Origin of the sequence: Streptococcus sp. IMAU 99161 (assembly GCF_014435245.1) — a bacterium.
In the GTDB taxonomy this organism is placed as follows: Bacteria; Bacillota; Bacilli; order Lactobacillales; family Streptococcaceae; genus Streptococcus; species Streptococcus lactarius.
The window spans coordinates 160599-187487 of sequence record NZ_JAAPAW010000011.1; the positions used below are offsets into that span (position 1 = coordinate 160599).

25 protein-coding genes and 2 riboswitches are annotated in these 26889 nt (G+C 42.4%); of the genes, 23 read left to right on the plus strand and 2 right to left on the minus strand.

The features are described 5' to 3' along the window. Positions 1-94: 94 nt before the first annotated feature. The 10 genes from HA044_RS06350 to HA044_RS06395 all read left to right on the plus strand — a co-directional run bounded on the left by HA044_RS06350 (position 95) and on the right by HA044_RS06395 (position 9158). Positions 95-589, plus strand: a complete 495-nt coding sequence (locus HA044_RS06350; RefSeq protein ID WP_316250443.1) for a tRNA (cytidine(34)-2'-O)-methyltransferase — start codon at positions 95-97, stop codon at positions 587-589. A gap of 81 nt (positions 590-670) precedes the next feature. Next, positions 671-904: riboswitch (FMN riboswitch) on the plus strand. Between the two features lie 219 nt (positions 905-1123). Further along, on the plus strand, positions 1124-1681 hold the full coding sequence (locus HA044_RS06355) for an ECF transporter S component (RefSeq protein ID WP_187540684.1): 558 nt from the start codon (positions 1124-1126) through the stop codon (positions 1679-1681). Beyond that, positions 1671-2321, plus strand: coding sequence for a phosphatase PAP2 family protein (locus HA044_RS06360; protein WP_187540291.1), 651 nt, complete (start codon positions 1671-1673; stop codon positions 2319-2321). Before HA044_RS06355 ends, HA044_RS06360 begins: the two co-directional genes overlap by 11 nt. A 727-nt stretch (positions 2322-3048) precedes the next feature. Next, positions 3049-4026: an ABC transporter substrate-binding protein gene (locus tag HA044_RS06365; protein ID WP_187540293.1), complete on the plus strand. Its 978-nt coding sequence runs from the start codon at positions 3049-3051 to the stop codon at positions 4024-4026. Positions 4027-4036: 10 nt separating this feature from the next. After that, the gene (locus HA044_RS06370) at positions 4037-4930 is read left to right on the plus strand and encodes an ABC transporter permease (RefSeq protein WP_187540295.1); all 894 of its coding nucleotides are present in this window, start codon (positions 4037-4039) and stop codon (positions 4928-4930) included. 9 nt (positions 4931-4939) lie between these two features. Then, on the plus strand, positions 4940-5743 hold the full coding sequence (locus HA044_RS06375) for an ABC transporter ATP-binding protein (protein ID WP_187540297.1): 804 nt from the start codon (positions 4940-4942) through the stop codon (positions 5741-5743). Positions 5744-6091: 348 nt separating this feature from the next. Beyond that, positions 6092-6886 (plus strand): pyruvate formate-lyase-activating protein, encoded by a 795-nt coding sequence (gene pflA / locus HA044_RS06380; protein WP_187540299.1) that lies wholly within the window; start codon positions 6092-6094, stop codon positions 6884-6886. Between the two features lie 126 nt (positions 6887-7012). Then, a complete protein-coding gene (locus tag HA044_RS06385; RefSeq protein ID WP_187540301.1) occupies positions 7013-7948 on the plus strand; it encodes a manganese-dependent inorganic pyrophosphatase in 936 nt (311 codons plus the stop codon). Between the two features lie 63 nt (positions 7949-8011). Next, positions 8012-8524 (plus strand): YiiX/YebB-like N1pC/P60 family cysteine hydrolase, encoded by a 513-nt coding sequence (locus tag HA044_RS06390; protein ID WP_187540303.1) that lies wholly within the window; start codon positions 8012-8014, stop codon positions 8522-8524. Next, positions 8508-9158, plus strand: coding sequence for a DUF1803 domain-containing protein (locus HA044_RS06395; protein WP_187540305.1), 651 nt, complete (start codon positions 8508-8510; stop codon positions 9156-9158). The genes HA044_RS06390 and HA044_RS06395 overlap by 17 nt, the downstream gene beginning before the upstream one ends. A 314-nt stretch (positions 9159-9472) precedes the next feature. Here HA044_RS06395 and HA044_RS06400 read toward each other — a convergent pair whose 3' ends face one another. Beyond that, positions 9473-10918: a UDP-N-acetylmuramoyl-L-alanyl-D-glutamate--L-lysine ligase gene (locus HA044_RS06400; RefSeq protein ID WP_187540307.1), complete on the minus strand. Its 1446-nt coding sequence runs from the start codon at positions 10916-10918 to the stop codon at positions 9473-9475. Between the two features lie 87 nt (positions 10919-11005). Between HA044_RS06400 and HA044_RS06405 the strand changes: the two genes are divergently transcribed. The 13 genes from HA044_RS06405 (at position 11006) to HA044_RS06465 (ending at position 25826) form a co-directional block, all read left to right on the plus strand. Continuing rightward, positions 11006-12634: a polysaccharide biosynthesis protein gene (locus HA044_RS06405; protein WP_187540309.1), complete on the plus strand. Its 1629-nt coding sequence runs from the start codon at positions 11006-11008 to the stop codon at positions 12632-12634. Between the two features lie 278 nt (positions 12635-12912). Continuing rightward, positions 12913-14010 (plus strand): cystathionine gamma-synthase, encoded by a 1098-nt coding sequence (locus HA044_RS06410; RefSeq protein WP_187540311.1) that lies wholly within the window; start codon positions 12913-12915, stop codon positions 14008-14010. Position 14011: 1 nt separating this feature from the next. Next, positions 14012-15175: a MalY/PatB family protein gene (locus HA044_RS06415; RefSeq protein ID WP_187540313.1), complete on the plus strand. Its 1164-nt coding sequence runs from the start codon at positions 14012-14014 to the stop codon at positions 15173-15175. A gap of 36 nt (positions 15176-15211) precedes the next feature. Beyond that, positions 15212-15368: riboswitch (M-box (ykoK) riboswitch) on the plus strand. A gap of 207 nt (positions 15369-15575) precedes the next feature. Further along, on the plus strand, positions 15576-18236 hold the full coding sequence (gene mgtA, locus HA044_RS06420) for a magnesium-translocating P-type ATPase (protein ID WP_187540315.1): 2661 nt from the start codon (positions 15576-15578) through the stop codon (positions 18234-18236). A 219-nt stretch (positions 18237-18455) separates the two neighbouring features. After that, positions 18456-19085, plus strand: a complete 630-nt coding sequence (upp, locus tag HA044_RS06425) for a uracil phosphoribosyltransferase (protein ID WP_187540317.1) — start codon at positions 18456-18458, stop codon at positions 19083-19085. Between the two features lie 132 nt (positions 19086-19217). Next, on the plus strand, positions 19218-19808 hold the full coding sequence (locus tag HA044_RS06430; RefSeq protein WP_187540319.1) for an ATP-dependent Clp protease proteolytic subunit: 591 nt from the start codon (positions 19218-19220) through the stop codon (positions 19806-19808). Positions 19809-19920: 112 nt separating this feature from the next. After that, complete coding sequence (locus tag HA044_RS06435) at positions 19921-20199, plus strand: DUF2129 domain-containing protein (protein WP_187540321.1); 279 nt, start codon at positions 19921-19923, stop codon at positions 20197-20199. A 108-nt stretch (positions 20200-20307) separates the two neighbouring features. After that, positions 20308-21465, plus strand: a complete 1158-nt coding sequence (locus HA044_RS06440) for an ABC transporter substrate-binding protein (RefSeq protein ID WP_187540323.1) — start codon at positions 20308-20310, stop codon at positions 21463-21465. An 81-nt stretch (positions 21466-21546) separates the two neighbouring features. After that, positions 21547-22416: a branched-chain amino acid ABC transporter permease gene (locus HA044_RS06445; RefSeq protein WP_187540325.1), complete on the plus strand. Its 870-nt coding sequence runs from the start codon at positions 21547-21549 to the stop codon at positions 22414-22416. Positions 22417-22419: 3 nt separating this feature from the next. Then, positions 22420-23367 carry a branched-chain amino acid ABC transporter permease gene (locus HA044_RS06450; protein WP_187540326.1) on the plus strand — a complete coding sequence of 316 codons (948 nt, stop codon included), beginning with the start codon at positions 22420-22422 and terminating at the stop codon, positions 23365-23367. Next, positions 23367-24131: an ABC transporter ATP-binding protein gene (locus HA044_RS06455; protein ID WP_187540328.1), complete on the plus strand. Its 765-nt coding sequence runs from the start codon at positions 23367-23369 to the stop codon at positions 24129-24131. Before HA044_RS06450 ends, HA044_RS06455 begins: the two co-directional genes overlap by 1 nt. Next, entirely contained in the window at positions 24131-24841 is a 711-nt protein-coding gene (locus HA044_RS06460; RefSeq protein ID WP_187540330.1) for an ABC transporter ATP-binding protein, read from the plus strand. The genes HA044_RS06455 and HA044_RS06460 overlap by 1 nt, the downstream gene beginning before the upstream one ends. Before the next feature lie 328 nt (positions 24842-25169). Then, positions 25170-25826 carry a CBS domain-containing protein gene (locus HA044_RS06465; protein ID WP_187540332.1) on the plus strand — a complete coding sequence of 219 codons (657 nt, stop codon included), beginning with the start codon at positions 25170-25172 and terminating at the stop codon, positions 25824-25826. Positions 25827-25977: 151 nt separating this feature from the next. Here HA044_RS06465 and HA044_RS06470 read toward each other — a convergent pair whose 3' ends face one another. After that, complete coding sequence (locus HA044_RS06470) at positions 25978-26865, minus strand: YitT family protein (RefSeq protein WP_187540334.1); 888 nt, start codon at positions 26863-26865, stop codon at positions 25978-25980. Positions 26866-26889: the final 24 nt, after the last annotated feature.

The following is a 26889-nucleotide window of genomic DNA, read 5'->3' on the forward strand; positions in this document are numbered from 1 at the left end:
TGACTCCGGGCAGTGTGGCTATTTTTTTATCAGAAAGAGTATCACTATGAATATTGAAGAACTGGACTACTAAGAGTCAGCAGCTCAAAATCATATTGTCTTGTTCCAACCTCAGATTCCACAAAATACGGGGAATATTGCTCGGACGTGTGCAGCGACCAATTCCCCCTTGCATATCATTCGCCCCATGGCTTTTCCGATCGATGATCGCAAGATGAAGAGAGCAGGACTCGATTATTGGGACAAGCTGGATGTTCGTTTCTATGATAGCTTAGGAGAGTTTATGGAAGTAGCGCGTGATGGCCAAGTACATTTGGTTTCAAAGTTTGCCAGTCAAACCTATTCGGATGTTTCCTATCAGGATGGGAAGTCTCATTATTTCTTATTTGGCCGTGAAGATAAAGGCCTGCCAGAAGACTTTATGCGCCAGCACGAAGAGAAGGCCATTCGCATTCCGATGAATGATGAGCATGTCCGGAGTTTAAATGTCTCTAATACCGTCTGTATGATTGTCTATGAAGCGCTTCGCCAGCAAGGGTTTAAGGGGCTGGAGTTGAGCCATCGTTATGAGCACGACAAGCTCAAATAAGAACGGAAAATCAAAAAAGCGAACGATGTAATCTATTAAGTTACAAAAACTTGCCACGGCAGGTTTTTTTTGTTATGATTAAGAAGTCTTCAGGGCAGGGTGTAATTCCCGACCGGCGGTGACTTTTACTAGGGAATGTTCTTTTTCTTTTCTACTTTGTTGCCAAGCTTTGCCTAACTAGAAGTTATGCCTAGAGCTTGTCGCCTCATCTAAAAGAAAATCTCCATTTCCATCCTCTAAAAGAAGTCCGCGAGCGCAAGCTGATGTGGTGTGATTCCACAACCGACAGTATAGTCTGGATGGGAGAAGACGAGAGAGGAACAAACCTGTTCTTTGTGATCATCTACTTGATGGAATCTGGTTCTTGATTTGATAGAAAATTTGTTGTCAAGCTTTTTTTCTTGAATCTTCATGCCGTCTTTCTTCAAGTATAAAGGAACTGTTTAAGTTTTCTTTAAAACGATTCGAATAGAATAAGGTCAAGGGAATCTTTCCAACTTCTTCTAATTTTATTGAAAATTGGAGGAACCTATGATGACAAATACACGTAAGCTGACCATATTGGCAGTTTTATCCGCGCTCTCTTTTCTACTGATGATTTTTCAAATGTCAGTCGGGATTGGTTTTTTGAAAGTGGACTTTAGTACGATACCAATCTTACTAGCCTTGGTCCTTTTTGACTTGAGAAGTTCATTTTTGGTGCTGATCGTCCGCTCCGTTCTTCAACTAGCTCTAAATAGTAAAGGCGCTGAGACCCTAGTGGGGATACCAATTAATATTGTTGCAGTATTCGTCTTTGTTTTAGCTTTTGCCCTTATTTGGAATAAAAAGCAAACCTTAAAACGCTTTGTACTTGCTAGCTTAGTGGGAACTCTTGGTATTACGATTGCCATGCTCGTGGTCAATTACTATTATGCAATCCCCCTTTATGCTAAGTTTGTAGGCTTTGATATCGCTGGCAATATTGGTGTTGAGAAGTATCTACTCGGTATGGTAGTTCCCTTTAATCTACTAGAAGGATTGATTTGGGCTGTTTCTTTTTGGATGGTGCACACCCTCATACAGTCCCAACTGAAACTATATGAAAAATAAACAAGAACATTGGGCGAAGGCAAGCTTCGCCCTTCTCATTTTTATGATTCTGGGATATGTGATTCGCTTTTATCCCCAACAATTAACATGTTTTGACAGCACGATTCAATCGACCCTGCGAGGGGATTTATCTGCAGCGTTGACAGCCTTCTTTACCAAGGTGACCCATGTCATGGATACCAAGATCATTGTGATCTGGGTGGGGCTTCTAATGGCTGTTTTTGCCTACAAGAAATGGTATAGTGAAGCTCTTTTATTAGGGAGCAATCTGGTTTTGACGGGGCTATTGGTTCTACTTCTAAAGAATATTTACCAGAGACCAAGACCAGCTATTTTACATCTAGTTGTGGAAAAAGGTTTTTCCTTCCCAAGTGGCCATTCCTTGGCGTCTACCCTTGTTTTGGGTAGCTTGATCATCATGATCGGGCAGCGCTTGAAACATCAGATAGCTCGTTATGTTCTTCAAGGAGTGCTGCTTTTGGGAATCGGAATCATTGTGGCTTCTCGTGTTTATGTTGGGGCCCATTACCCATCTGACGTTCTTGGCAGTATGATCCTTGGACTTGCCGTCTTGCAGTTTGAGTATCCCTTGTATGATCGCTTGCGCTTTCAATGGCGGTTTACAGGAAAGCAAAAATAAGGGAAGACGGTTGGAACTTGCAGAGCATTCCAACACAAGAGGCCCTCTTTAGATCTTTAAGAGTAAGTCAAGGCTTAGGAGACTTGCTTGGCCCGTTTTATCCACCGCATTAAAGCCTTGATTTGAGCAATCAACGACAGAATTATACAGTTAGTTTTATCAAGCATTGAAGAGGCTGGGACAAAAGTCCGGGCCTCTCAATTTTCTTTGGATTGTCGAGCAAGACGCAGTGGTTGAGTGGGCTCTACTACGCTGATTTCATCAGCTTTTACAGCCCTACTCAACTGTGCGGAGGTGGGACGACGAAATCGAATTCTAACGAATGACCGATTTCTGCCCCACTCTCTCTATTTATTTAATTCAAAATTGAAGCAGAATTTTCGAAAAATTTAAAAAATAGTTGAAAAATTCTTGACAGCGAACTGAAAATGGGGTAAGATAAGACCCATAAATAAAGAAAGCAGAAAAATGAACATGAAGCAACAACCGAATTCAATTCAAAAATTTTACTTTAGCTACTTTAGATAGTGTTTGTAGACATGACCTCATGGATGCAAACAACCCAAGCAATTTGTTTGTATCTATGTGGCTAAGATTTTTGAAGTTGGTCCATAGAGCTAGTATCTAAATGGACCAAGGTTTTGTAACTTGTTGGAGAATTTCAGGCATCCGTTTAGATCATGATCTAGGCGGATGTTTATTTATTCTCGCAAAAAAGGAGTATGAAATGAAAGTAGTCAAGAAATTACTAGCACCAGTCCTTGTTGTAGGTCTTTTGTTAACCTCATTAGTGAGTCTCCATCACCTCAAGGACAACAAGAAATCAAATGTCCTGCGAATTGGAATTTCGCAATACATTACGCATAAGTCACTTGATGCCACTCGTAAAGGATTTATTGCTGAGTTGAAGAAAGCGGGCTATGTGGATGGGAAAAATATTCAGATTGATTTCCAAAATGCTCAAGGGGAACAGCGAAATCTGAAAAACATTTCCAAACAATTGGCTGAAGAGAGTGACTTGGTATTTGCCATTGCGACACCGTCTGCTCAAAGTTTGGCCAATACAACTAAAACAACACCGGTTGTCTTCTCAGCTGTCACCGATCCATTGGCAGCGAAGTTGGTGAAAAACTTGAAAGAGCCAGGTGGCAATATCACAGGGACCAGCGATCAGTCAGAGGATGCGATCTCGACTCAAGTCGATTTGATCAAAAAAATCGTTCCAACAGCGAAAACAGTTGGGATCCTCTACACGCAAAGTGAGCCTAACTCAGTTGTCCAAAAAGATAACGCTAAGAAAATCTTAGAAGCCAAGGGTTATCAAGTAGTTGAAAAAACAGTTCTCGATAGTAACAATGTAAAAGCAGCAGCAGACAGTATTATGTCAGAAGCAGATATCGTCTTTGTTCCGACAGATAATATCGTCTCCTCTACGATGGAAACCATTAAACAAGTCTCGCTCAGTCACAAGGTCCCTGTATTTGGTGGTTCAGCTGAGATGGTGGCGATTGGTGGCTTGTACAACTATGGTACCGATTATGAAGAATTGGGACGGCAAGCTGCACGGATGGTGATTCGGATTATGAAGGGTGAAAAACCTGAAAAGATCGCAGTCGAAACACCTGAAAAATTGGAATTGCATGTCAATAAAGAAATGGCAAAAGAGCTTGGGATTGATATCAGCTCATTAAAGATAGAAAAATAGGAGGTATGGGATGAATTTCGTTTTATCAAGTTTATCAGAAGGTTTATTGTGGTCGATCATGGCGATCGGTGTTTACTTAACATTTCGAATTTTAGATATTGCCGATATGACGGCAGAAGGAGCCTTTCCACTTGGAGCGGCAGTCGTTGCTTCACAGATCCAGGCAGGACGCAATCCTTGGCTAGCAACTCTCTTAGCGTTTGGAGCTGGGATGCTGGCTGGGTTGGTTTCAGGGATTCTTCATACAAAAATGAAAATTCCAGCCCTCTTGACAGGGATTGTCACTTTGACAGGACTCTACTCCATCAATATCAAAATCATGGGTGGGGTACCCAACCTCTCTATTGGGGATGCAAGTACGATCTTCAAGAGTGTGATGCATTTGGGTCTTTCAAATGAAGAATCTGTTTTTCTGATCAGTATCTCTTGCTTGATCATTGTATGTCTTGTATTGACCTTGTTGATGAAGACCCAACTCGGCTTGGTCCTTCGTTCAACTGGAGATAATATTCCAATGAGTGAGGCCAATGGGGTCAATGTCGATCATATGAAAATGTTGGGTTACATGATTTCAAATGGATTGATTGCCTTGTGTGGTGCGATGTTTGCTCAAAATGATGGTTTCTCAGATGTCACTTCTGGAACAGGGACCATCGTGGTCGGCTTGAGTGCGGTCATCATCGCAGAAGTCTTGATTCACGATTTAACCATTGGTTGGCGCTTGCTCTCAATTGGAGTTGGTGCAATTGTCTATCGTTTAATTATCTTAAATATTTACGAGATCCCACATCTGGATCAAAATCTGGTTCGTCTCTTTAATGCGATCTTGCTTGCAGTTGTCTTGTTTGCGCCGGAAGTGCAAAAACGTCTTCGCATTCGTGGATTGAAGTTAGGAAATAAGTAGGAGAAAAGTATGGCAACATTATTATCAATTGAAGATATTCATAAGACATTTGAAGCTGGAACGGTTAATGAAAACCACGTCTTAAAAGGCTTGAACTTACAAGTTGAAGAGGGTGATTTCATCTCTGTCATTGGTGGAAATGGAGCTGGGAAATCAACCTTGATGAACATTTTGGCAGGTAATCTAACAGTTGACGAAGGAGACATCCTCCTAGATGGTAACTCGATTAAACATACCAGTGTTCGAAAACGGGCCAAGGATATTGCGCGTGTCTTCCAAGATCCGAAGATGGGAACGGCTTCTCGCTTGACCATTGAAGAAAATATGGCCATTGCCCAACGCCGTGGAAAATCTCGTGGTCTGGGCTGGGGTGTTCGTGAGAAAGATCGTGAATCATTCAGAAAAGCCTTGAAAGAGCTCAATATTGGTCTTGAAAATCGTCTCAAAGTGGATACTCAGTTCCTATCTGGTGGACAACGGCAAGCTTTGACCTTGGTCATGGCTGCCTTGGTTAGACCCAAACTCTTGCTTCTAGACGAACATACGGCAGCGCTTGATCCTAAAACTAGTCAAATGGTCATGGAATTGACGCAAAAGATCGTTGAAAGCCATGATTTGACAACCCTAATGATTACGCATGATATGAATCATGCCATCGAATATGGGAATCGCTTGATCATGCTCTATCAGGGCAAGATCGTCGTCGATGTCAAAGGGGAAGAAAAGAAAAACCTGACCGTTGAAGATTTGATGCGCCTCTTCCGTCAGAATAGTGGAGAAACCTTGGTGAGTGATGAGCTGGTGCTGGGGTAAAGAGAGTGGGACAGAAATCGGTCATTCGTTAGAATTCGATTTCGTCGTCCCACCTCCGCACAGTTGAGTAGGGCTGTAAAAGCTGATGGAATCAGCGTAGTAGAGCCCACTCAACCACTGCGTCTTGATAGATAATCCAAAAAAATTGAGAGGCTAGGACTTTTGTTCCAGCCTCCTTTATTCTCCTAGAATACAGGACAGATCATTCGATTATAGAAACTGTACTAGGACAAGGAAACATTTTGAAAATAACAGATTCTTTTCAAAAAAGAGACCAAATCTCTTTAAAATAGATGGAAATTTGTTATAATAAAGTTATGAAACGTTTTCAAGAGAAGAGGTTCCTCAATGGAAAATGAAACAGTTGACTATGGAAAAGTTACAGGAATGGTACACTCAACAGAAAGTTTTGGAGCGGTAGACGGTCCAGGGATCCGCTTTATTGTCTTCCTGCAAGGGTGTCAAATGCGGTGCCAATATTGCCACAATCCAGATACATGGGCAATGGAAACCAACAATTCTCGTGAGCGGACGGTGGATGATGTCCTAGAAGAAGCTCTTCGCTATCGTGGTTTTTGGGGCCAAAAAGGGGGAATCACTGTCAGTGGAGGAGAAGCCCTCTTGCAGATTGATTTCTTGATTGCTCTCTTTACCAAAGCCCAAGAGTTGGGGATTCATTGTACGCTTGATACCTGTGCTCTTCCTTTTCGAAATACCCCTCGCTATTTGGAAAAATTTGACCGCTTGATGGCGGTGACAGACTTGGTACTCCTTGATATCAAGGAAATCAACGATGAACGTCACAAAATTGTGACCAGCCATACCAACAAAACAATCCTAGCTTGTGCCAAGTACCTATCTGATATCGGAAAACCAGTCTGGATTCGCCACGTCCTGGTGCCAGGTTTGACAGACCGAGATGATGATTTGATCGAGCTTGGAAAATTTGTTAAAACCCTTAAAAATGTCGATAAGTTTGAAATTCTACCCTACCATACCATGGGGGAATTCAAATGGCGTGAGTTGGGAATTCCGTATAAATTGGAAGGGGTCAAACCTCCGACAAAAGAACGAGTCCAAAATGCAAAAAAATTGATGGATACCGAAAGTTACCAAGATTACCTGAAAAGGGTCAAAGGATAAAAAGTATAGACAGTTGGGCCTTCCAGCTGTCTTTTTCTGATGAAAAGCATCACTATTCCCTTTCTTTAAATGGCAAAACGTGCTAAAATAGGGTAAATAGATAAATGAAAATAAAGAGGTAGAAATATGTCAAAAATTCTTGTCTTTGGTCACCAAAATCCTGACTCAGATGCGATTGGTTCATCAGTGGCCTTTGCTTATCTTGCAAAAGAAGCTTACGGTTTGGATACAGAAGCGGTTGCTCTTGGTACTCCAAATGAAGAAACAGCTTTCGTATTGGATTATTTTGGTGTAAAAGCACCACGTGTGATCACATCAGCTAAAGCAGAAGGTGCAGAACAAGTCATCTTGACGGACCACAATGAATTCCAACAATCTGTTTCAGATATCGCTGAAGTAGAAGTTTACGGTGTAGTCGATCACCACCGTGTGGCTAACTTTGAAACTGCCAGCCCACTTTACATGCGTTTGGAACCAGTTGGATCAGCATCTTCTATCGTTTACCGTATGTTCAAAGAACACGGTGTAGCAGTGCCAAAAGAATTAGCTGGTTTGATGCTTTCAGGTTTGATTTCAGATACTCTTCTTTTGAAATCTCCAACCACTCACCCATCTGATAAAGTGATTGCTCCTGAATTGGCTGAATTGGCTGGTGTGAACTTGGAAGAATACGGTCTTGCCATGCTCAAAGCTGGGACTAACTTGGCAAGCAAATCAGCAGAAGAATTGATTGACATCGATGCGAAAACTTTTGAATTGAATGGAAACAAGGTTCGTGTTGCTCAAGTCAATACAGTTGATATTGCTGAAGTCTTGGAACGCCAAGCTGAAATCGAAGCAGCTATCCAAGCTGCAAATGCAGCTAACGGCTACTCTGACTTTGTCTTGATGATTACAGACATCGTCAACTCAAACTCAGAAATTTTGGCTCTTGGTGCTAATATGGACAAGGTAGAAGCAGCTTTCAACTTCAAACTTGAAAACAACCACGCTTTCCTTCCAGGAGCTGTTTCACGTAAGAAACAAGTGGTACCACAATTGACAGAAAGCTTTAATGGGTAATCATAGATGGGGAAGCCCATTGTTAAAAAGGAGTTTCGGCTCCTTTTTTGCTAGGAGGAGACCATGTTAGAAACAGGTGATTTGATTTTTGTAAAGGACCCGTCAGATATGGGACAGGCTATTCAGGCTTCAACAGGGAACTATAGCCACGTGGCTATCTTTTTGGACGGCTTTATTTATCACGCTACTGGAGAAGCAGGTGTTGTCTGCCAAGAACCGGTAGATTTCTTTGAGTCTGATCGAGTCTACGATCTTTATCGCTATCCGGGAATTGATCTCAAAGAGGTCAAAAAGAAAGCAGAGAGCCACTTAGGTGCACCTTATAATACTTCCTTTTATCCAGATGGAACTGGTTTTTACTGTTCCCAATATATTGCAGCCATCTTACCCATTTTTGAGACCATTCCTATGAAGTTTGGCGATGAGGAGCAGGAGATTAGTCCCTTCTGGCTAGATTACTACAGAGAGCTAGGCCTAGCAGTTCCGTTGGATCAACCAGGAACCAATCCTAGTCAGTTGGCAGCATCTCCACTGTTGAAATGTAAAGAAAGGAATCTTCATGATTCGGATTTTTAACCCATCTCGTTTGACGCGACAGGCATTTTTTAAGGACTTGATTAACTATCTGGACCAGCAGGATGATGTGATCCTGCGGCAAATCAAGGCTCAATTTCCAGAGGTGCCAGTGGATAAGCTGATGGAGGAATATATCAAAGCGGGCTTCATCCTAAGGGAAAATAAACGCTACAGACTCAACCTGCCTTTCTTGGAGTCAGCTGATCGGGTTGAACTGGATCAAGAAGTCTTTGCCCGAGAGGAGAGTGAACTTTATCAGGAACTAAAAGCCAGGGCCTTCCAAACGGAACTTCGCAACACGACCAACGCAGCGATTCTCATAGAGGAGACGGACTTCGAGCGAAAGGCACAAACCCTTTCCAATTACTTCTACAAGGTGGCTCATCAATATCCATTGACAGAGGAGCAGGAGAAGCTCTATGCCATTTTGGGAGATGTCAATCCCGAGTATGCTCTCAAGTATATGACTAGCTTCTTGCTCAAGTTCCTCAAAAAAGACCAAGTCCAGCAAAAGCGCAGAGACATCTTTGTTGATAGTTTAGAAGTCTTAGGCTATATCCGCAAAAATGATGAAGGCAAATATGAATTAGCAGTGGACTTGGACAAGGAAAGACTGATGTTTAGTAAACAATAGAAAAGGCTAGGAAATTTTCTTAGCCTCTGATTGAAGACAAAGTCATCTTAAAAACTTTCCTTAGGTGAGTGCGGACGTCAGCGAACTTCTAAGAAGTTCCATGACTTAGTTTTGAACCTAAAGTTTCAAAACTCCCGAGTGCTTGAAACGTAATGTTTCAAGCACTTTTCTCACAGCGGAAAGTTTTGGTGTTTTCTTGATTCATTTTAAAAATTTGAACTGATTTTTTTCTAGAATCGCTTCGCTTATTTTATTTTTAACTAGTTTGTTTACATTACAAGGCTAGGAAAATTTCCTAGCCTTGTTTCGTTTGATTAAAGATAACGTTCAGCAATGGCGGCATCACCTGGATACTCTTCTTTTACGCCATTGACGATTTGGTAGCAGTCAGCTCCTTTTCCTGCGATAATGACGGCATCTTCAGGCTTGCTGGTAGTTGCCATAGCCAGTTGAATGGCTTCTTCGCGATCTGCGATTTTCTCAACAGGGCGCGTGATAAAGCTGCTAATCTCTTCAGCGATTGCCAAAGGATCTTCGTGGTTGGGGTCATCCGCTGTGAGGAAGACTTGGATCTCAGGATGGTCTTCTAAGAGTAAACCAAAGTCCTTGCGGCGGCTCTCTCCTTTGTTCCCAGTTGATCCAAGAACCAGTGAAATGGTCCCCGTTTGATGAGTTTCGACGACTGAGAGCAGTTTTTTCAAGCTATCTCCATTATGGGCGTAGTCGATGAAGACCTTGGCTCCATTTTTCTGAGTCAGCACTTCCATACGACCGGGAACACGAGTTTCGGCTATCCCTTTTTGGATATCCTCGAGGCTCGCACCTAGACGAAGACAGGCAAGACCTGCTGCTACAGCATTTTCTTGGTTGAAGCGACCAATCAGTTGGATGTCATAGCCTCCAGCTAATTTACCAGTAGCTGAGAAACGAAAGGCTTTGGAGTTTTCAATTTGATTCTCAGACTGACTACCATAAAAGTCATGCTCTTGGTCTTCGACTTGTTCTTTCAAGACGGAAAAATGATCCATATCGCTATTGATGACAACTGCTCGGCTATTTTTCATCAAGAGACGCTTGTGGTAGAAGTAATCTTCAAAGGTCGGATGTTCAATTGGCCCGATATGGTCCGGACTGATGTTTAGGAAAACACCAACGTCAAAGGTCAGACCATATACCCGTTTTACCAGATAAGCTTGACTGGAAACTTCCATAATGAGGTGGGTTCGATCATTGGCAACAGCCTGAGCCATCATGGCAAAAAGATCCAAACTTTCAGGCGTTGTCAGGCTCGATTTAAAGAAATGCTTACCATCCAGTGTCGTATTCATGGTAGACAACATAGCTGGTCGATAACTTTGTGTCAATATATGGTAAGCAAAGTAAGCTGCCGTTGTCTTTCCCTTGGTCCCTGTGAAAGCTAACAGTTTTAATTGTTTCTCAGGGTGTCCATAAAACTCCATGGCAATTAAGCTCATGGCTTGCTTGATGTCATTTACGAGGATAGCAGGAATAGCGACCTCATAATCTTTTTCAGAGACGTAAAAGCCGAGTCCATCTGAAATAGCTTGTTCAAGGTATTCTTTTTTAAAAGTCGCCCCCTTGACAAAAAAGAGGGTACTAGCAGAAACCTTGCGACTATCATAGCTAATGGTATCAAAACTTGTGCCTTCTAAACGGTAGTAGTACTCACCGTTTAGAAGGATTTCTCGGAAATTTTGGTCGTTTTTTAGGATTTGTAGGGTTTGTTCAATTGTAATCATACAACTATTTTAAACTTAAAGTCTCTATTTTACAAGTGCCATGGAAAAGTTTATAATGTAGAGAAGAAGAAAGGAAAGAGGACACCAATGAGTCACGAACAAAATGACCAGCAAGCCCAGATGCTTCGTGGGACTGCTTGGATGACAGCCAGCAACTTTATCAGCCGTTTGCTAGGAGCCGCTTATATTATTCCTTGGTATATTTGGATGGGAACATATGGCCCTCAAGCCAACGGATTATTTACAATGGGGTATAATATCTACGCTTGGTTTCTCTTGATTTCGACAGCTGGAGTACCCGTAGCCGTTGCCAAGCAAGTAGCCAAGTACAACACCCGGGATCAAGCAGATCACAGTTTTGCCTTGATTCGTAGTTTCTTAAAATTCATGGGAATTCTAGGTCTTGGCTTTGCCATTCTCATGTATCTCTTGTCCCCCATCTTTGCCAGTCTTTCAGGTGGAGGAAAAGAGCTCGTTCCAATCATGCAGAGTCTTTCTTGGGCTGTTTTGATTTTTCCTTCGATGAGCGTGATTCGCGGATTTTTCCAAGGCTTCAATAACATGAAACCCTATGCTATTAGCCAGATCGCAGAGCAAGTCATCCGAGTTATTTGGATGTTGCTTACGACCTTCTTCATCATGAAGATTGGCTCAGGAGATTATGTGCAGGCCGTTACACAGTCGACTTTTGCTGCCTTTATCGGTATGTTAGCGAGCCTTCTAGTTCTCTTTTATTACCTTGGGAAAACAGGCCTTCTCTCTTCTATTTTGAAAAAGCAAGAGAATAGTGAAGGGATTGATACCCGGGCCCTCTTGATCGATACGATTCGAGAAGCCATTCCTTTTATCATCACTGGTTCTGCCATTCAGCTCTTTCAAATTGTGGACCAGATGACCTTTATCAATGTCATGTCTTGGTTCACAGATTATAGTCAGAAGCAGCTTCTGGTCATGTTTAGTTATTTCTCTGCCAATCCAAATAAAATCACCATGATCCTGATTGCGGTGGCGACCTCGATTGGGGGAGTGGGAATTCCTCTTTTAACGGAGAATTATGTCAAGGGCGACTTAAAAGCTGCTGGAAAGCTCGTACAAGATAACTTGACCATGCTATTAGCTTTCTTGCTTCCAGCAACAATTGGGGCAGTAGCCGTAGCTAAGCCGCTCTATACGGTTTTTTATGGACAACCCGATTCTTTAGCTTTAGGCCTCTTTATTGTGGCTATGTTGCAGACCGTGATTTTAGGAGTTTATACTGTCTTGTCTCCGATGATTCAGGCCCTCTTCCAAAACCGCAAAGCCATTCGCTACTTCCTCTATGGGGTAGCTGTAAAATTGGTTTTACAAATTCCATTGATTCTGGTCTTTCGTTCCTATGGGCCACTCTTGTCAACGACCATCGCTTTAATGGTGCCCATCGTTCTTATGTATCAGGAGATCCAAACCATTACCCAATTTAATCGCACCATCGTCTTCAAACGCACTCTACTGGGCTCTATCCTAACCGTCGTGATGCTGCTTGGGGTCTTGATCGCAGGATTGATTCTTGGCTGGATTTATCCACCAAATAGTCGGGTATCGAGCATGGTTTATCTCATCATCATTGGTGGTTTGGGAGTAGCGATCTATGGAGCTTTAGGACTATGGCTACGCTATTTTGACCGCTTTATTGGAGGTCAAGCCGCACGTCTTAGACAAAAATTTCGCATCAAATAAACCTGAGAGGCTGGGACAAAAGTCCTAGCCTCTTCTTGTTTTTGGATTGTCGAGCAATACGCAGTGGTTGAGTGGGCTCTACTACGCTGATTTCATCAGCTTTTACAGCCCCGGAGGTGGGACGACGAAATCGAATTCTAACGAATGACCGATTTCTGTCCCACTCTCTTTTCTTATAGTTTGAAACTATAGCTAGGTCTTGAAAATGAGAAAACCGCTGACCCTATAATAGTGATAAAATAGTAGGCAGTTAGATTGTATAATTATTGGAGGGTCATATGAGTAAACAACGCAATATCAATACTATTTTAGCACAGGCAGGAATCAAGTCAGATACAGCTACTGGGGCTTTGACCACGCCTTTGCATTTCTCGACGACTTACCAACACCCAGAATTTGGTCAGTCTACAGGTTTTGACTATACCCGTACGAAAAACCCAACACGTGCGACTGCTGAAAAGACCTTGGCAGCTATCGAAAGTGCGGACTATGCTTTGGCGACAAGCTCTGGAATGTCAGCCATTGTGCTTGCTTTTAGCATTTTCCCTGTTGGATCGAAAGTTTTAGCGGTTCGTGACCTTTATGGAGGCTCTTTCCGCTGGTTTAACCAACAAGAGCAAGAAGGTCGTTTCTCTTTCACCTATGCCAATACAGAAGAAGAACTGATCAAACACCTAGAAAAAGATCATGTGGATGTCCTCTATATTGAAACGCCTACCAACCCATTGATGTTGGAATTTGATATTGCTCATTTAGCAAAATTGGCCCACGCAAAAGGTGCCAAAGTCGTGGTGGACAATACTTTCTACAGTCCTATCTACCAACGCCCAATTGAAGAGGGAGTGGATATTGTGCTCCATTCAGCAACTAAGTACCTAGCTGGTCACAACGATGTCTTGGCTGGTGTTGTCGTGACAAATGATGCAGACTTGTATGACAAGCTCTTTTACAATTTGAACACGACAGGTGCTGTTCTTTCACCATTTGACAGCTATCTCTTGATTCGTGGTCTCAAGACGCTCTCTATCCGGATGGAGCGCTCCACAGAGAATGCACGCAAAGTGGTCGAATTCTTAAAATCCTCCCCTCAGGTCAAAGAAGTCCTCTACACTGGAAAAGGTGGAATGATCTCCTTTAAAATTCAAGATGAGAAAAAAATTCCCAACTTGCTGAATTCCCTTCAAGTCTTTACTTTTGCAGAAAGTCTTGGCGGAGTGGAGAGCTTGATCACTTATCCGACCACTCAAACCCATGCAGATATTCCTGCAGAAGTTCGTCATTCATACGGCTTGACAGATGATCTACTTCGTTTGTCCATCGGAATCGAAGATGTGAATGATTTGATTGAAGATTTGAAACAAGCATTGGAGGCTTAAGATGACTAAGTATGATTTTACGACCTTACCCAATCGGTTGACCCACCATACCTACAAATGGAAAGAGACAGAGTCGGATCCAGAGATCATTCCGGCTTGGATCGCGGACATGGATTTTAACGTGATCCCAGAAGTGAGAGAAGCTGTCATCGGTTATGCAGACCAAATGGTCTATGGTTATACCTATGCAGCAGACAGCCTCTACCAATCGATCCTTGATTGGGAAAAAGAAGAGCATGGCTATGCCTTTGACAAGGAAGCTGTCGTCTTTATCGAAGGTGTTGTTCCAGCTATTTCAACAGCCATTCAAGCCTTCACCAAGGAAGGGGATGCTGTCTTAATCAATACACCAGTCTATCCTCCGTTTGCACGAAGCGTCAAGCTCAATCGTCGAAAATTGATCGAAAATTCGTTGATCGAAAAAGACGGACTTTTTCAAATTGATTTTGATCAGTTGGAAAAAGATATTGTGGAGCAAGAGGTTAAACTCTATGTTTTGTGCAATCCGCACAATCCTGGAGGCCGTGTATGGGATCGTGAAGTACTGGAAAAAATCGGCCATCTCTGCCATAAACATGGGGTGCTACTCGTTTCAGATGAGATCCACCAAGATTTGGCCTTATTTGGCCACCGTCATATCAGCTTTAACACAGTTGATCCAAGCTTTAAAGACTTTAGCTTGATCTTAACCAGTGCAACCAAGACTTTCAATATTGCAGGAACAAAAAATTCCTATGTGGTCATTGAAAATCCAAAGCTTCGTACGGCTTTTAAACAACGGCAATTGGCCAATAATCAACATGAAATCTCAGGCTTGGGCTATATTGCTACAGAAGCGGCCTACCGCTATGGCAAGCCTTGGTTAACAGAGCTCAAGCAGGTTCTTGAAAAACATATTGATTATGTGGTGAAGGAATTGCATGAAAAGACCCAAATCCGTGTCATGAAACCCCAGGGAACCTATCTTCTTTGGTTGGACTTTTCAGCCTATCCTTATACGGATGATGAGCTGCATGCTAAAATCCATGACCAAGCTAAGTTGATTTTAAATCGTGGTACCGATTTTGGAAAAGAAGGGAAATTGCATGCCCGTCTCAATGTCGCAGCCCCCTTCACTCTTATTGAAGAGATCACCAAACGATTGGTGGAAACTTTTCATAAATAGGTGTTGACTTTCTGCTCATGAAGGAGTACAATAAACTCGAAAAAACGGTAGGTGAGGCTACCGCAAGGATACGGATGACTACCGCAAAGCAGTGGAGACACTACTCGTTGGTCAACAGTCCTGATCGCAAAGGTCAAGACTAAGCTCATTTCATTGCCTTGCGGAGCTAAAGCTTGGACGGTCTATTTTTTGAGAGTTTAGTTTGAAAAATAAATGACGAGTTTCAGGAGTCCTACCGATCAAGGGTAGGACTCTTTTTGGTGCCTACCCAAAAAAGAGAAAGGAGAGAACTATGATACAAATCGATGACCATCCCGAACCGTACCCGACCAGCCAATTGCTGATTTGTGTCATAGGGACTCGAGAAGTGATTGGCTCCTAACTGAGAAAGGAGACACCAATGCAAACAAATAAAGAAAGACTCCATGCAGCACTTCAAGAACCGCTTGAAAAGACAGTTGCTCAATACAAAACAAGTGCTCATGGTTTAATTGAAGAACAAGTAGAAGAAAACCGTGATCTCTATGGTGATAATATCATCACCAAAGGCCAAGAAGATTCCATCCTCAAAAAGATCTATGAATCGATTATCAACCCCTTTACGGTGATTTTGTTGGTCATCGCCCTGGTTTCCTTCATCACCAATGTCTGGTTAGCAAAACCAGGTGAGCAAGATCCAACGACCTCTATTATCATTGTGACCTTGGTCTTGATTTCTGGTGGGATTCGCTTTATCCAAGAGTTGCGAAGTGACAAGGCTGCAAGCAACCTGTCTCGTATGATCGTCAATACAGCGACGGTCCTTCGAGATGGCTCTGAACAAGAAATTCCCATTGATGAGATTGTCGTAGGGGATGTGGTGAAACTCAGTGCCGGTGATATGATCCCGGCAGATGTGGTCCTTCTAGATTCCCGTGACTTCTTTGTCCAACAATCAGGTCTCACAGGAGAAAGTGATGCCGTTGAAAAGGTATGTCTTAGCAAGGCTGAAGGTCAAAATCCAGATAGTCTCTTGGAGAGTGAAAGCTTGGCCTTTATGGGGACCAATGTTATTTCAGGACGAGCGACTGCCTTGGTTCTGGTAGTGGGTGATGAGACGATGATGGGCGCGATTGAGCAAACCATCAACACCTATGATGAACCTACTTCCTTTGAAAGAGAAATGAACACGGTTTCCTGGCTCTTAATTCGGCTCATGTTGGTCATGGTGCCAGTTGTCTTTGTCATCAATGGCTTAACCGATGGTGACTGGCTAGAAGCTGGTGTCTTTGCCCTTAGCGTTGGAGTCGGTTTGACGCCAGAAATGCTGCCAATGATTATTACGGCGAGTCTAGCCAAAGGTTCTATCATCATGGCCAAGGAAAAAGTCGTCATCAAAAAACTCAATGCCATTCAGGACTTAGGGGCTATTGATATTTTGTGCACTGATAAGACAGGGACCTTGACACAAGATGAAATCGTCTTGGAATATCCTCTGGATATCCACGGAGATCTAGATTTATCAGTCCTCCGTCGGGCTTACCTGAATTCTTATTTCCAAACTGGGTTAAAAAATCTGATGGACCGGGCTATTATCAAGCGGACAAAAAAAGAAGCCAAAAAGCATGAAATTGTTCGCAACCTAGATCAAACCTTCCAAAAGATTGATGAATTGCCATTTGACTTCGAGCGTCGTCGTATGAGTGTCATCGTTAAGGATGCAGACGGGGTTGTCAGCATGGTCACCAAGGGTGCCTTGGAAGAAATGCTTTCTGTATCGACTTATGTTGAGTATAAGGGAGAGATTCAATCCCTAACCAATTCCATCCGTCAAGAAGTTCTCGCAGAAGTGGCTCAATTAAATGAACAAGGTCTTCGTGTACTGGGAGTCAGCTACAAAACCGAACTCAATGAAGACCAGGCCCTTAGTGTGGAAGATGAACGAGATATGATCCTAACGGGTTACCTGGCCTTTCTGGATCCACCAAAACCTTCTGCAGCCCCAGCTATTAAAGCACTGGCTGAATACGGAGTGACGACCAAGATCTTAACCGGTGACAATGAAAAGGTCACACAAGCAGTCTGTGAAAAAGTAGGACTGGATGTCGAGCGAATTCTTTTGGGAAGTGAAATTGACACCATGACAGACCAAGAGTTGGCGCACGTTGTGGAAACCACAACGGTCTTTGCTAAACTCTCGCCCGATCAAAAAGCGCGGATCATCCTGAGCTTGAAAAATAATGGCCACAAAGTGGGGTATATGGGGGATGGGATCAATGATGCCCCATCCATGAAGGTGTCAGATGTCGGGATCTCAGTGGATACAGCAGTGGATATTGCCAAAGAAACAGCAGATGTGATCCTTTTGGACAAAGACCTGATGGTCCTCGAAAAAGGCTTGGTCGAAGGTCGCAAGGTCTATGCCAATATGACCAAGTACATCAAGATGACCGTCTCTTCTAATTTTGGGAACATCTTCTCCCTACTCTTTGCCAGCATCTTTTTGCCTTTCCTTCCGATGGCGCCTGTTCATTTGATTGTGCTCAACCTTGTCTACGATATTTCCTGTATTGCTCTTCCATTTGACAATGTTGATAAAGAATTTCTCAGAGAACCTCGGATTTGGGAAGCCAATTCCATTATGCGCTTCATGGCATGGATCGGTCCGATCTCATCTATCTTTGATATTCTCACCTATATGCTCCTCTACTTTATCGTTGTCCCAATGATTCTAGGGCACGGGTATGTTCATGGAGCAGCCGATGCGGCAACTTTTATCATGATTTTCCAAACCGGATGGTTTATCGAATCCATGTGGTCGCAAACCATGGTAATTCATATGTTGCGATCACCAAAACTGCCATTTATTCAAAGTCGTCCGGCCTTCTCCGTTGTGGTGACCACCTTAGTCGGAGCCTCTTTTGTGACCTTCCTACCCTACAGCCCTTTGGCTAGGTTATTAAAATTAAGTCAATTAAATGGGCTTTATTTCGTCTTATTGCTTGGCGTTATTGCCCTTTACATGCTAAGTGTCACACTCGTTAAACACTTCTATATCAAGAAATACAAGGAATGGTTATAAGTCCTCCATAGAAAAAGAGAGTTCAAACTTAAAAATTTTAAGTGTAAGGGCTCTCTTTTTGGAACAAAATTTGGTATAATAAGACGACTATAAAGTTGGAAATGATGGTTTCCGATGGTAACTTGTTTTCAAAGATGGAGTGATAAAGAAATGGGTCAGGGTTAGCCACATTTCTTGCTCTGATTTGAAATAGAGTAATTAGAAAGAAGGATCTCAAACATGGGAAAATTAGAAGTCATTAAACACCCTCTTATTCAACACAAATTGTCTATTTTACGTCGCACAGATACCTCAACCAAAGCTTTTCGTGAATTGGTAGATGAAATTGCGATGCTGATGGGTTATGAAGTGTTGCGCGAATTGCCTCTTGAAGATGTAGAAATTGAAACACCGATCACTAAAACCGTTCAAAAACAAATTGCAGGGAAGAAATTGGCTATTGTTCCAATTCTTCGTGCAGGGATTGGGATGGTCGATGGTCTCTTGAGCTTGGTACCAGCCGCAAAAGTTGGCCATATCGGAATGTACCGTGATGAAGAAACGTTGAAACCAGTTGAATACTTGGTGAAATTGCCAGAAGATATTGACCAACGTCAAATCTTTGTGGTAGATCCAATGTTAGCAACCGGTGGATCTGCAATTTTGGCAGTGGATTCCTTGAAAAAACGTGGCGCTAGCCATATCAAGTTTGTCTGCTTAGTAGCAGCGCCAGAAGGTGTGAAAGCTCTTCAAGAAGCCCATCCAGATGTTGATATCTTTTCAGCAGCCCTTGATGACCACTTGAATGAACATGGCTACATTGTTCCAGGTCTTGGGGATGCAGGGGACCGCTTGTTCGGTACAAAATAAAGAGAAAACCATTCATTGTGGGTCAGAAAGATACTTTAGATTTGACCTTTTTTGACCATTAGTTTATAATAACACATAGAATAAGAACCTCACTCATAGTGAGAATGAATGGATACTAAAGGAGAAGAATAGATGATTCCAGTAGTTATTGAGCAAACTAGCCGTGGAGAACGTTCCTATGATATTTATTCCCGTCTGTTGAAAGACCGGATTATCATGGTAACTGGGCCGGTTGAGGACCAAATGGCCAACTCAATCATTGCGCAGTTGCTCTTCTTGGATGCCCAAGATAATACCAAAGATATCTATATGTATGTCAATACCCCAGGTGGATCAGTTTCTGCAGGTCTCGCCATTGTCGATACAATGAACTTTATTAAATCTGATGTTCAAACCATCGTCATGGGAATGGCTGCTTCAATGGGAACCATCATTGCTTCAAGCGGTGCCAAAGGCAAACGCTTCATGTTGCCAAATGCAGAGTACATGATTCACCAACCAATGGGTGGTACTGGTGGTGGTACTCAACAAACAGACATGGCCATTGCAGCAGAACACTTGCTCAAAACACGGAACAACTTGGAAAAAATCCTCGCGGATAATTCAGGTCAACCAATTGAAAAAGTGCATGCTGATGCGGAACGTGACAATTGGATGAGTGCCCAAGAAACACTTGAATATGGCTTTATTGATGAAGTAATGACTAATAACAATTTGGGTTAATTGAGTGAATAGACAAGGCTGGATGAAAGGTCCGGCCTTTTTGCTCTTCTAAAGAGTAGTTCTTTTTCTGGAAATTTGATATACTAGTAGGAGAACGAGAAAGGGTTTGGCTATGTTTGAGAAACAAAAAAGAACGGGACTGATCGTCAAATTGTACTACAATCGAGATGGGAAAAAACTACAGTCTCTTGGGGATGTCCTTTACCATTCAAAGAAATGTCGCTATGTTCAGTTGTATGTCGATAGTGACAAGGCGGATCAAGTCATGGAAGAGTTGAAGAAAGAACGCTTCGTAAAAAATGTCCTTCCCTGTTATATCAAAGATTTGGATACGGATTTTGTGGGGAGTTTGCAACGTTTGGAAGTCCAAAAACAGGTCACAGAGTTTTAGAAAACGCAATCATTTTACAGATTGTGCTTTTTTTATTGACAATTGTCAGATAATTCGGTATATTCTTAATGTATTTATTTTAAGATTCATTTAAGGAGATCAAAACAAATGAAGAAAAAATTAGCTCTTTCATTTTTAACAGTAGCAAGTGTCGCTCTTCTTGCTGCATGTGGAGAAGTTTCTACTTCCGGTTCAAATACAACTGGTAACGAAATCGGCAAAGAATTGAAAGTCGGTTTTAACTTTGAAAAAACTGGTGATGTAGCAGCATACGGTAGCGCTGAACAAAAAGGTGCTCAATTGGCCGTTGATGAAATCAACGCTAAAGGTGGAGCTGACGGTAAGAAGATCGTTGTCACAGATAAAGATAACAAATCTGAAACTGCAGAAGCAGCAACCATCACTACAAACCTTGTTACGCAATCAAAAGTGAACGCTCTTGTAGGACCTGCAACATCAGGTGCCACTGCAGCAGCGGTTGCAAATGCTGGTAAAGCAGGTGTTCCTTTGGTAACACCTTCAGCAACTCAAGATGATTTGACAAAAGGTCAAGATTACCTCTTCCGTGCTACCTTTATTGATAGCTTCCAAGGAAAAATCATTGCTAAATACACAACTGATAACTTGAAAGCGAAGAAAGTTGTTCTTTACTATGACAATTCATCTGACTATGCGAAAGGAATTGCAGAAGCCTTTAAGAAATCTTTCAAAGGTGAAATCGTAGCGACAGAAACCTTCCAATCTAAGGATACGGATTTCCAAGCTGCCCTTACAAAAATCAAAGATAAAGACTTCGATGCCATTGTTCTTCCAGGTTACTACACTGAAACTGGTAAGATCGTAAACCAAGCACGTGGTATGGGAATTGATAAACCAATCATCGGTGGAGATGGATTTAGCGATGAAAAATTCGTTGAACAAGCAACGCCTGCTGCAGCTTCAAACGTTTACTACGTAGCTGGCTTCTCAACTGAAGGAAAAATGACTGACAAAGCTAAGAAATTCGTAGAAGCTTATAAAGCAAAATACAAAGAAGACCCTTCAATGTTTGCAGCTTTGGCTTATGACTCAGTTTACATGATTTCTGAAGCATCTAAAGGTGCTAAGAACTCTGTCGAATTGAAAGACAACCTTGCTAAGTTGAAAAACTTGGAAGGTGTGACTGGTACAATGTCAATTGACAAGGACCACAACCCAGTTAAATCAGCTCTGATGATTGGCTTGAAAGATGGTAAAGTTAAATCCGTTGAGTCTGTAAAACCTTAATTATCATTTGTTGTTTGTACAAGAGGCTAGGAGAATAAAGATTCCTGGCCTCGATCTTTATTGTTAGAAAGGATGGTTCATATGCTCCAGCAATTAGTGAACGGTCTAATCTTGGGAAGTGTCTATGCGCTCTTGGCCCTAGGTTATACCATGGTGTATGGAATTATCAAATTGATCAACTTTGCCCACGGTGATATCTACATGGTAGGTGCCTTCATGGGTTACTTCTTATTAAACTCATGGAAAGTCAACTTCTTTGTAGCCTTGCTTCTAGCCATGGTTGGAACTGCGATTTTAGGGGTTGTGATTGAATACTTGGCTTATCGTCCGCTTCGTCACTCAACTCGGATTGCTGCCTTGATCACAGCGATCGGGGTTTCCTTCTTTCTAGAATACGCCATGGTCTTCTTTGTAGGAGCCAATACTCGTTCCTTCCCTCAAGTCATTCACACGGTTCGTTATAATGTAGGCCCTATTTCCATCTCGAATATTCAGTTGATGATCTTGGGAGTGTCTGTTTTCTTGATGGTCGCTCTTCAATTTATTATCCAAAAGACAAAGATGGGGAAAGCCATGCGTGCCGTGTCTGTGGATAGCGATGCCGCTCAATTGATGGGGATTAATGTCAATCGGACCATCAGTTTTACCTTTGCTTTGGGATCAGCCTTGGCAGGTGCTGGTGGTGTCTTGATCGGTTTGTATTATAACTCGATCGAACCTTTGATGGGGATGACACCAGGGATCAAAGCCTTTGTCGCAGCCGTTCTTGGAGGGATCGGGATCATTCCAGGTGCCGCTCTTGGTGGATTTGTCATCGGACTTTTGGAAACCTTCGCCACAGCGATTGGTCTTTCAGACTTCCGTGATGCCATTGTGTATGCCATCTTGATTGTGATCCTGCTCATTCGTCCTGCAGGGATCCTTGGTAAAAATGTGAAAGAGAAGGTGTAAGCCATGAAAGAAAATTTAAAAGTGAATATAGTCTGGCTTGGTCTTTTGGTCGCAGGTTTTGCCTTGATCCAAGTCTTGGTTGCAGCAGGTGTGCTCAACCTCTTCTATATCCAAATTTTGGAACAGATCGGGATTAATATTATCCTTGCAGTTGGTTTGAACCTTATCGTAGGTTTCTCAGGCCAATTCTCACTGGGACATGCCGGATTTATGGCGATTGGTGCCTACTCTTTGGCTATTATCGGATCCAAATCACCAACTTATGGAGCCTTCTTCGGTGCAATGCTCTTGGGTGTTCTAATTTCTGGTATTGTTGCCCTGATCGTTGGGGTTCCAACCCTTCGGTTGAAAGGGGACTACTTAGCGATTGCAACACTGGGTGTTTCTGAAATTATCCGGATTTTGATCGTCAATGGTGGTTCCTTGACAAATGGTGCCGCAGGGATTCTCGGTTTGCCAGCCTTTACAACTTGGCAATTGGTCTATATTTTCGTCGTGATTACAACCGTCTTTACCATTAACTTCTTGCGCAGTCCGATTGGTCGCTCCACTCTTTCTGTTCGTGAAGACGAAATCGCAGCAGAATCAGTTGGGATTCATACAACGAAAGTCAAAGTGATTGCCTTTGTATTTGGTGCAATGACTGCGGCGATTGCTGGGACTCTTCAAGCCGGATTTATCGGTTCAGTTGTGCCAAAAGATTATTCCTTTACCAACACCATTAACGTCTTGATCATTGTCGTATTTGGTGGATTGGGATCAATGTCAGGAACAGTTGTTGCCGCTATCGTTTTGGGAATTTTGAACATGGTCCTTCAAGACTTCTCAAGCATCCGTATGATCATTTACTCTCTTGCCTTGATTCTTGTGATGATCTTCCGTCCAGGTGGTCTTCTTGGAACATGGGAATTTAGCTTGAAAAAACTATTTTCAAAAAAGGAGGCTAACTAATGGCACTTCTTGAAGTAAAAAATTTAACGAAAAACTTTGGTGGTTTGACAGCTGTTGGGGATGTAACCATGGAACTCAATGAAGGGGAATTGGTTGGTTTGATCGGACCTAACGGTGCCGGTAAAACAACTCTCTTCAACCTTTTGACAGGTGTTTATGAGCCAAGTGAAGGCACCATCACCTTGGATGGTCACCTCTTAAATGGGAAAGCTCCATATAAAATTGCGGCTAGTGGTTTTGGACGTACCTTCCAAAATATTCGTCTCTTTAAAGATTTGAGTGTGTTGGACAATGTCTTGATTGCCTTTGCTAACCACCACAAACCACATGTTTTTGCAAGTCTTTTCCGTTTGCCAAGCTATTACAAAAATGAAGAAGCATTGAAGGCAAAAGCCCTTGATTTGTTGTCAATTTTTGGGTTGGAAAAAGAAGCAGATACCTTGGCTAAAAACTTGGCCTATGGACAACAACGTCACTTGGAGATCGTTCGTGCCCTTGCCACAGAGCCAAAGATCCTCTTCTTGGATGAACCTGCTGCAGGGATGAACCCTCAAGAAACAGCAGAATTGACCCAATTGATCCGTCGGATTCAAAAAGAATTCAATATCACGATCATGCTAATCGAACACGATATGAGCTTGGTCATGGAAGTAACGGAACGGATTTATGTATTGGAATACGGTCGCTTGATTGCCCAAGGTACGCCGGATGAAATCAAGAGCAACAAACGCGTGATCGAAGCTTATCTTGGAGGTGAAGCCTAATGTCTATGTTAAAAGTTGAAAACCTCTCTGTCCACTATGGCATGATTCAGGCTGTCCGAGACGTCAGCTTTAAAGTCAATGAAGGAGAAGTTGTATCTCTTATCGGTGCCAATGGTGCTGGGAAAACATCCATTCTTCGTACGATTTCAGGCTTGGTTCGTCCAAGTGCTGGGAAGATCGAGTTCTTGGGTCAGGAGATTCAAAAGGTTCCGGCTCAAAAGATTGTAGCAGCAGGACTCTCCCAAGTTCCAGAAGGACGCCACGTTTTTCCTGGTTTGACTGTTATGGAAAACTTGGAAATGGGAGCTTTCTTGAAGAAAGACCGTGAAGAAAATCAAGCCAACTTAAAGAAAGTCTTTTCACGCTTCCCACGTTTGGAAGAGCGGAAGAACCAAGATGCAGCGACCCTATCTGGTGGGGAACAACAGATGCTCGCAATGGGTCGTGCCCTCATGTCGGCGCCAAAACTCTTGCTTTTGGATGAACCTTCTATGGGATTGGCCCCAATCTTTATCCAAGAAATCTTCGATATCATCCAAGATATTCAAAAACAAGGAACAACCGTTCTCTTGATTGAACAAAATGCCAACAAGGCCCTTGCCATCGCAGACCGCGGTTATGTTTTGGAAACAGGGAAAGTGGTTCTATCCGGAACAGGAAAAGAACTCTTAGCCTCAGAAGATGTCCGCAAGGCCTACCTTGGTGGATAAGATTTTTAAGATTCGTTAGAAGCTAAAAAAGAGGCTGGGACAAAAGTCCTAGCCTCTCAATTGTCTTTGGATTGTCTAGCAAGACGCAGTGGTTGAGTGGGCTCTACTACGCTGATTTCATCAGTTTTTACAGCCCTACTCAACTGTGCGGAGGTGGAACGATGAAATCGAATTCTAACGAATGACCGATTTCTGTCTCACTCTCTTTTTTCATCTTGCTTGTTTGATTTTTCTAAATTTTGAAAACAAGAGAAAACTGCTGAAAGCGTTTGAAATCAAACTTAAAATCAAGTATAATAATACTAATAAAAGCATAGGAGAACTTGTTATGGCTGTAAAAGATTTTATGACGCGGAAAGTCGTCTATATTAGTCCAGATACCACAATTGCCCATGCGGCAGATATCATGCGTGAACAAGGTTTGCACCGTTTGCCAGTCATTGAAAATGATCAATTGGTCGGCTTGGTGACAGAAGGTACGATTGCAGAAGCCAGTCCTTCCAAAGCAACCAGCTTGTCGATCTATGAAATGAACTATCTCTTGAACAAGACCAAGGTCAGAGATGTTATGCTTCGAGAAGTCATTACCGTATCTAAGTTTGCCAGCTTAGAAGATGCAGCCTACCTCATGTATAAGAATAAGGTGGGAATCCTTCCAGTTGTGGACAATGATCAAGTGTCCGGAGTGATTACAGACCGTGATATTTTCCGTGCCTTCCTTGAAGTTTCCGGTTATGGAGAAGAAGGAGTTCGTGTCCGCTTCCTTACAGAAGACAAGGTTGGTGTCTTAGAACAAATCGTTCACTTGATTGTGGAAGAAGGCTATAATATTGCCAATACAGTCAATATCCCAACCAAGGATGATCAAGTAGTGATCGAGGTTCAGATTGATGGCGTGACAGACCTTGATGCCATTCGGACTAAATTTGAAGCCAATGGTTTGAAAGTAGATGAAATCACTCGAACAACCGCAAAAGTTATCTAATAGAATAAAACAAGAGGCTGGGACAAAAGTCCTAGCCTCTCAATTGTTTTTGGATTGTCGAAGCAAGATGCAGTGGTAGTGTGGGCTCTACTACGCTGATTTCATCAGCTTTCACAGCCCTACTCAACTGTCCCACTCTCTATTTTTTTGATTAACGAACGATGGGTTGTTTCTGTTCGTCTAAGGTGAAGCCTTCACCAAGAATTTCGTGGGCTTCCGTAATTGTGATGAAGGCAAATGGATCGATTTTATTGATGATATCTTTCATTTGCTTCATTTCATTCCGAGAAACCACGCAGTAGATAATATTTAAATCCTTACGGCTATAGTAGCCCATTCCTCGAATAAAAGTGACTCCACGATCCAGATCTTTGGTGACTTTTTGGGCAATCTCTTCGGGTTTGGCAGTCACAATGAGGAAGCCTTTTCCAGCAAAACCACCCTCTCCAATCAGGTCAATGACCATGGTGTCAATCAAAATAAAGAAGAGTGTGTACATGGCTGTTCGAACATCCTTAAAAACAATGACAACTGTAAGAAGGACAAGCGCATCTACGATTAACATCAGCTTTCCCATTGTGAAGGAAGTGTATTTATTAAAGATGCGAGCGAGGATATCGGTTCCCCCCGTAGTTCCTCCAGCATTAAAGATGATACCAAGACCAAGACCAAGCATAACCCCTGAAGCGATACAAGCAAGGAGAATATCTCCTTTGAAGGCTTGAAAGATGAAACGATGGTAGTGGTGGCTGATGGGGAATGCCTCAAAAATAGCCATCCAAGCAGAAACTGAAAAAGTTCCAATGAGGCTCAAATAAAGAGATTTCTTACCTAGTAATTTCCAAGCGAGAACAAACAAAGGAATATTGATTAGTAAGTTCATCAAGGATACGGGGACCTTAAAGAGATAATAGGTGATCAAGGTGATCCCAGTAACCCCACCTTCATAAAAGTGAAAGGGAATGACCAAAAAATAGATCCCAAATGAAAAAATGCCGGCACCAAGAATGATTGCCAGAATATTTTTGAGTTTAAACATGACAGTTAATCTCCTAAAACTTTA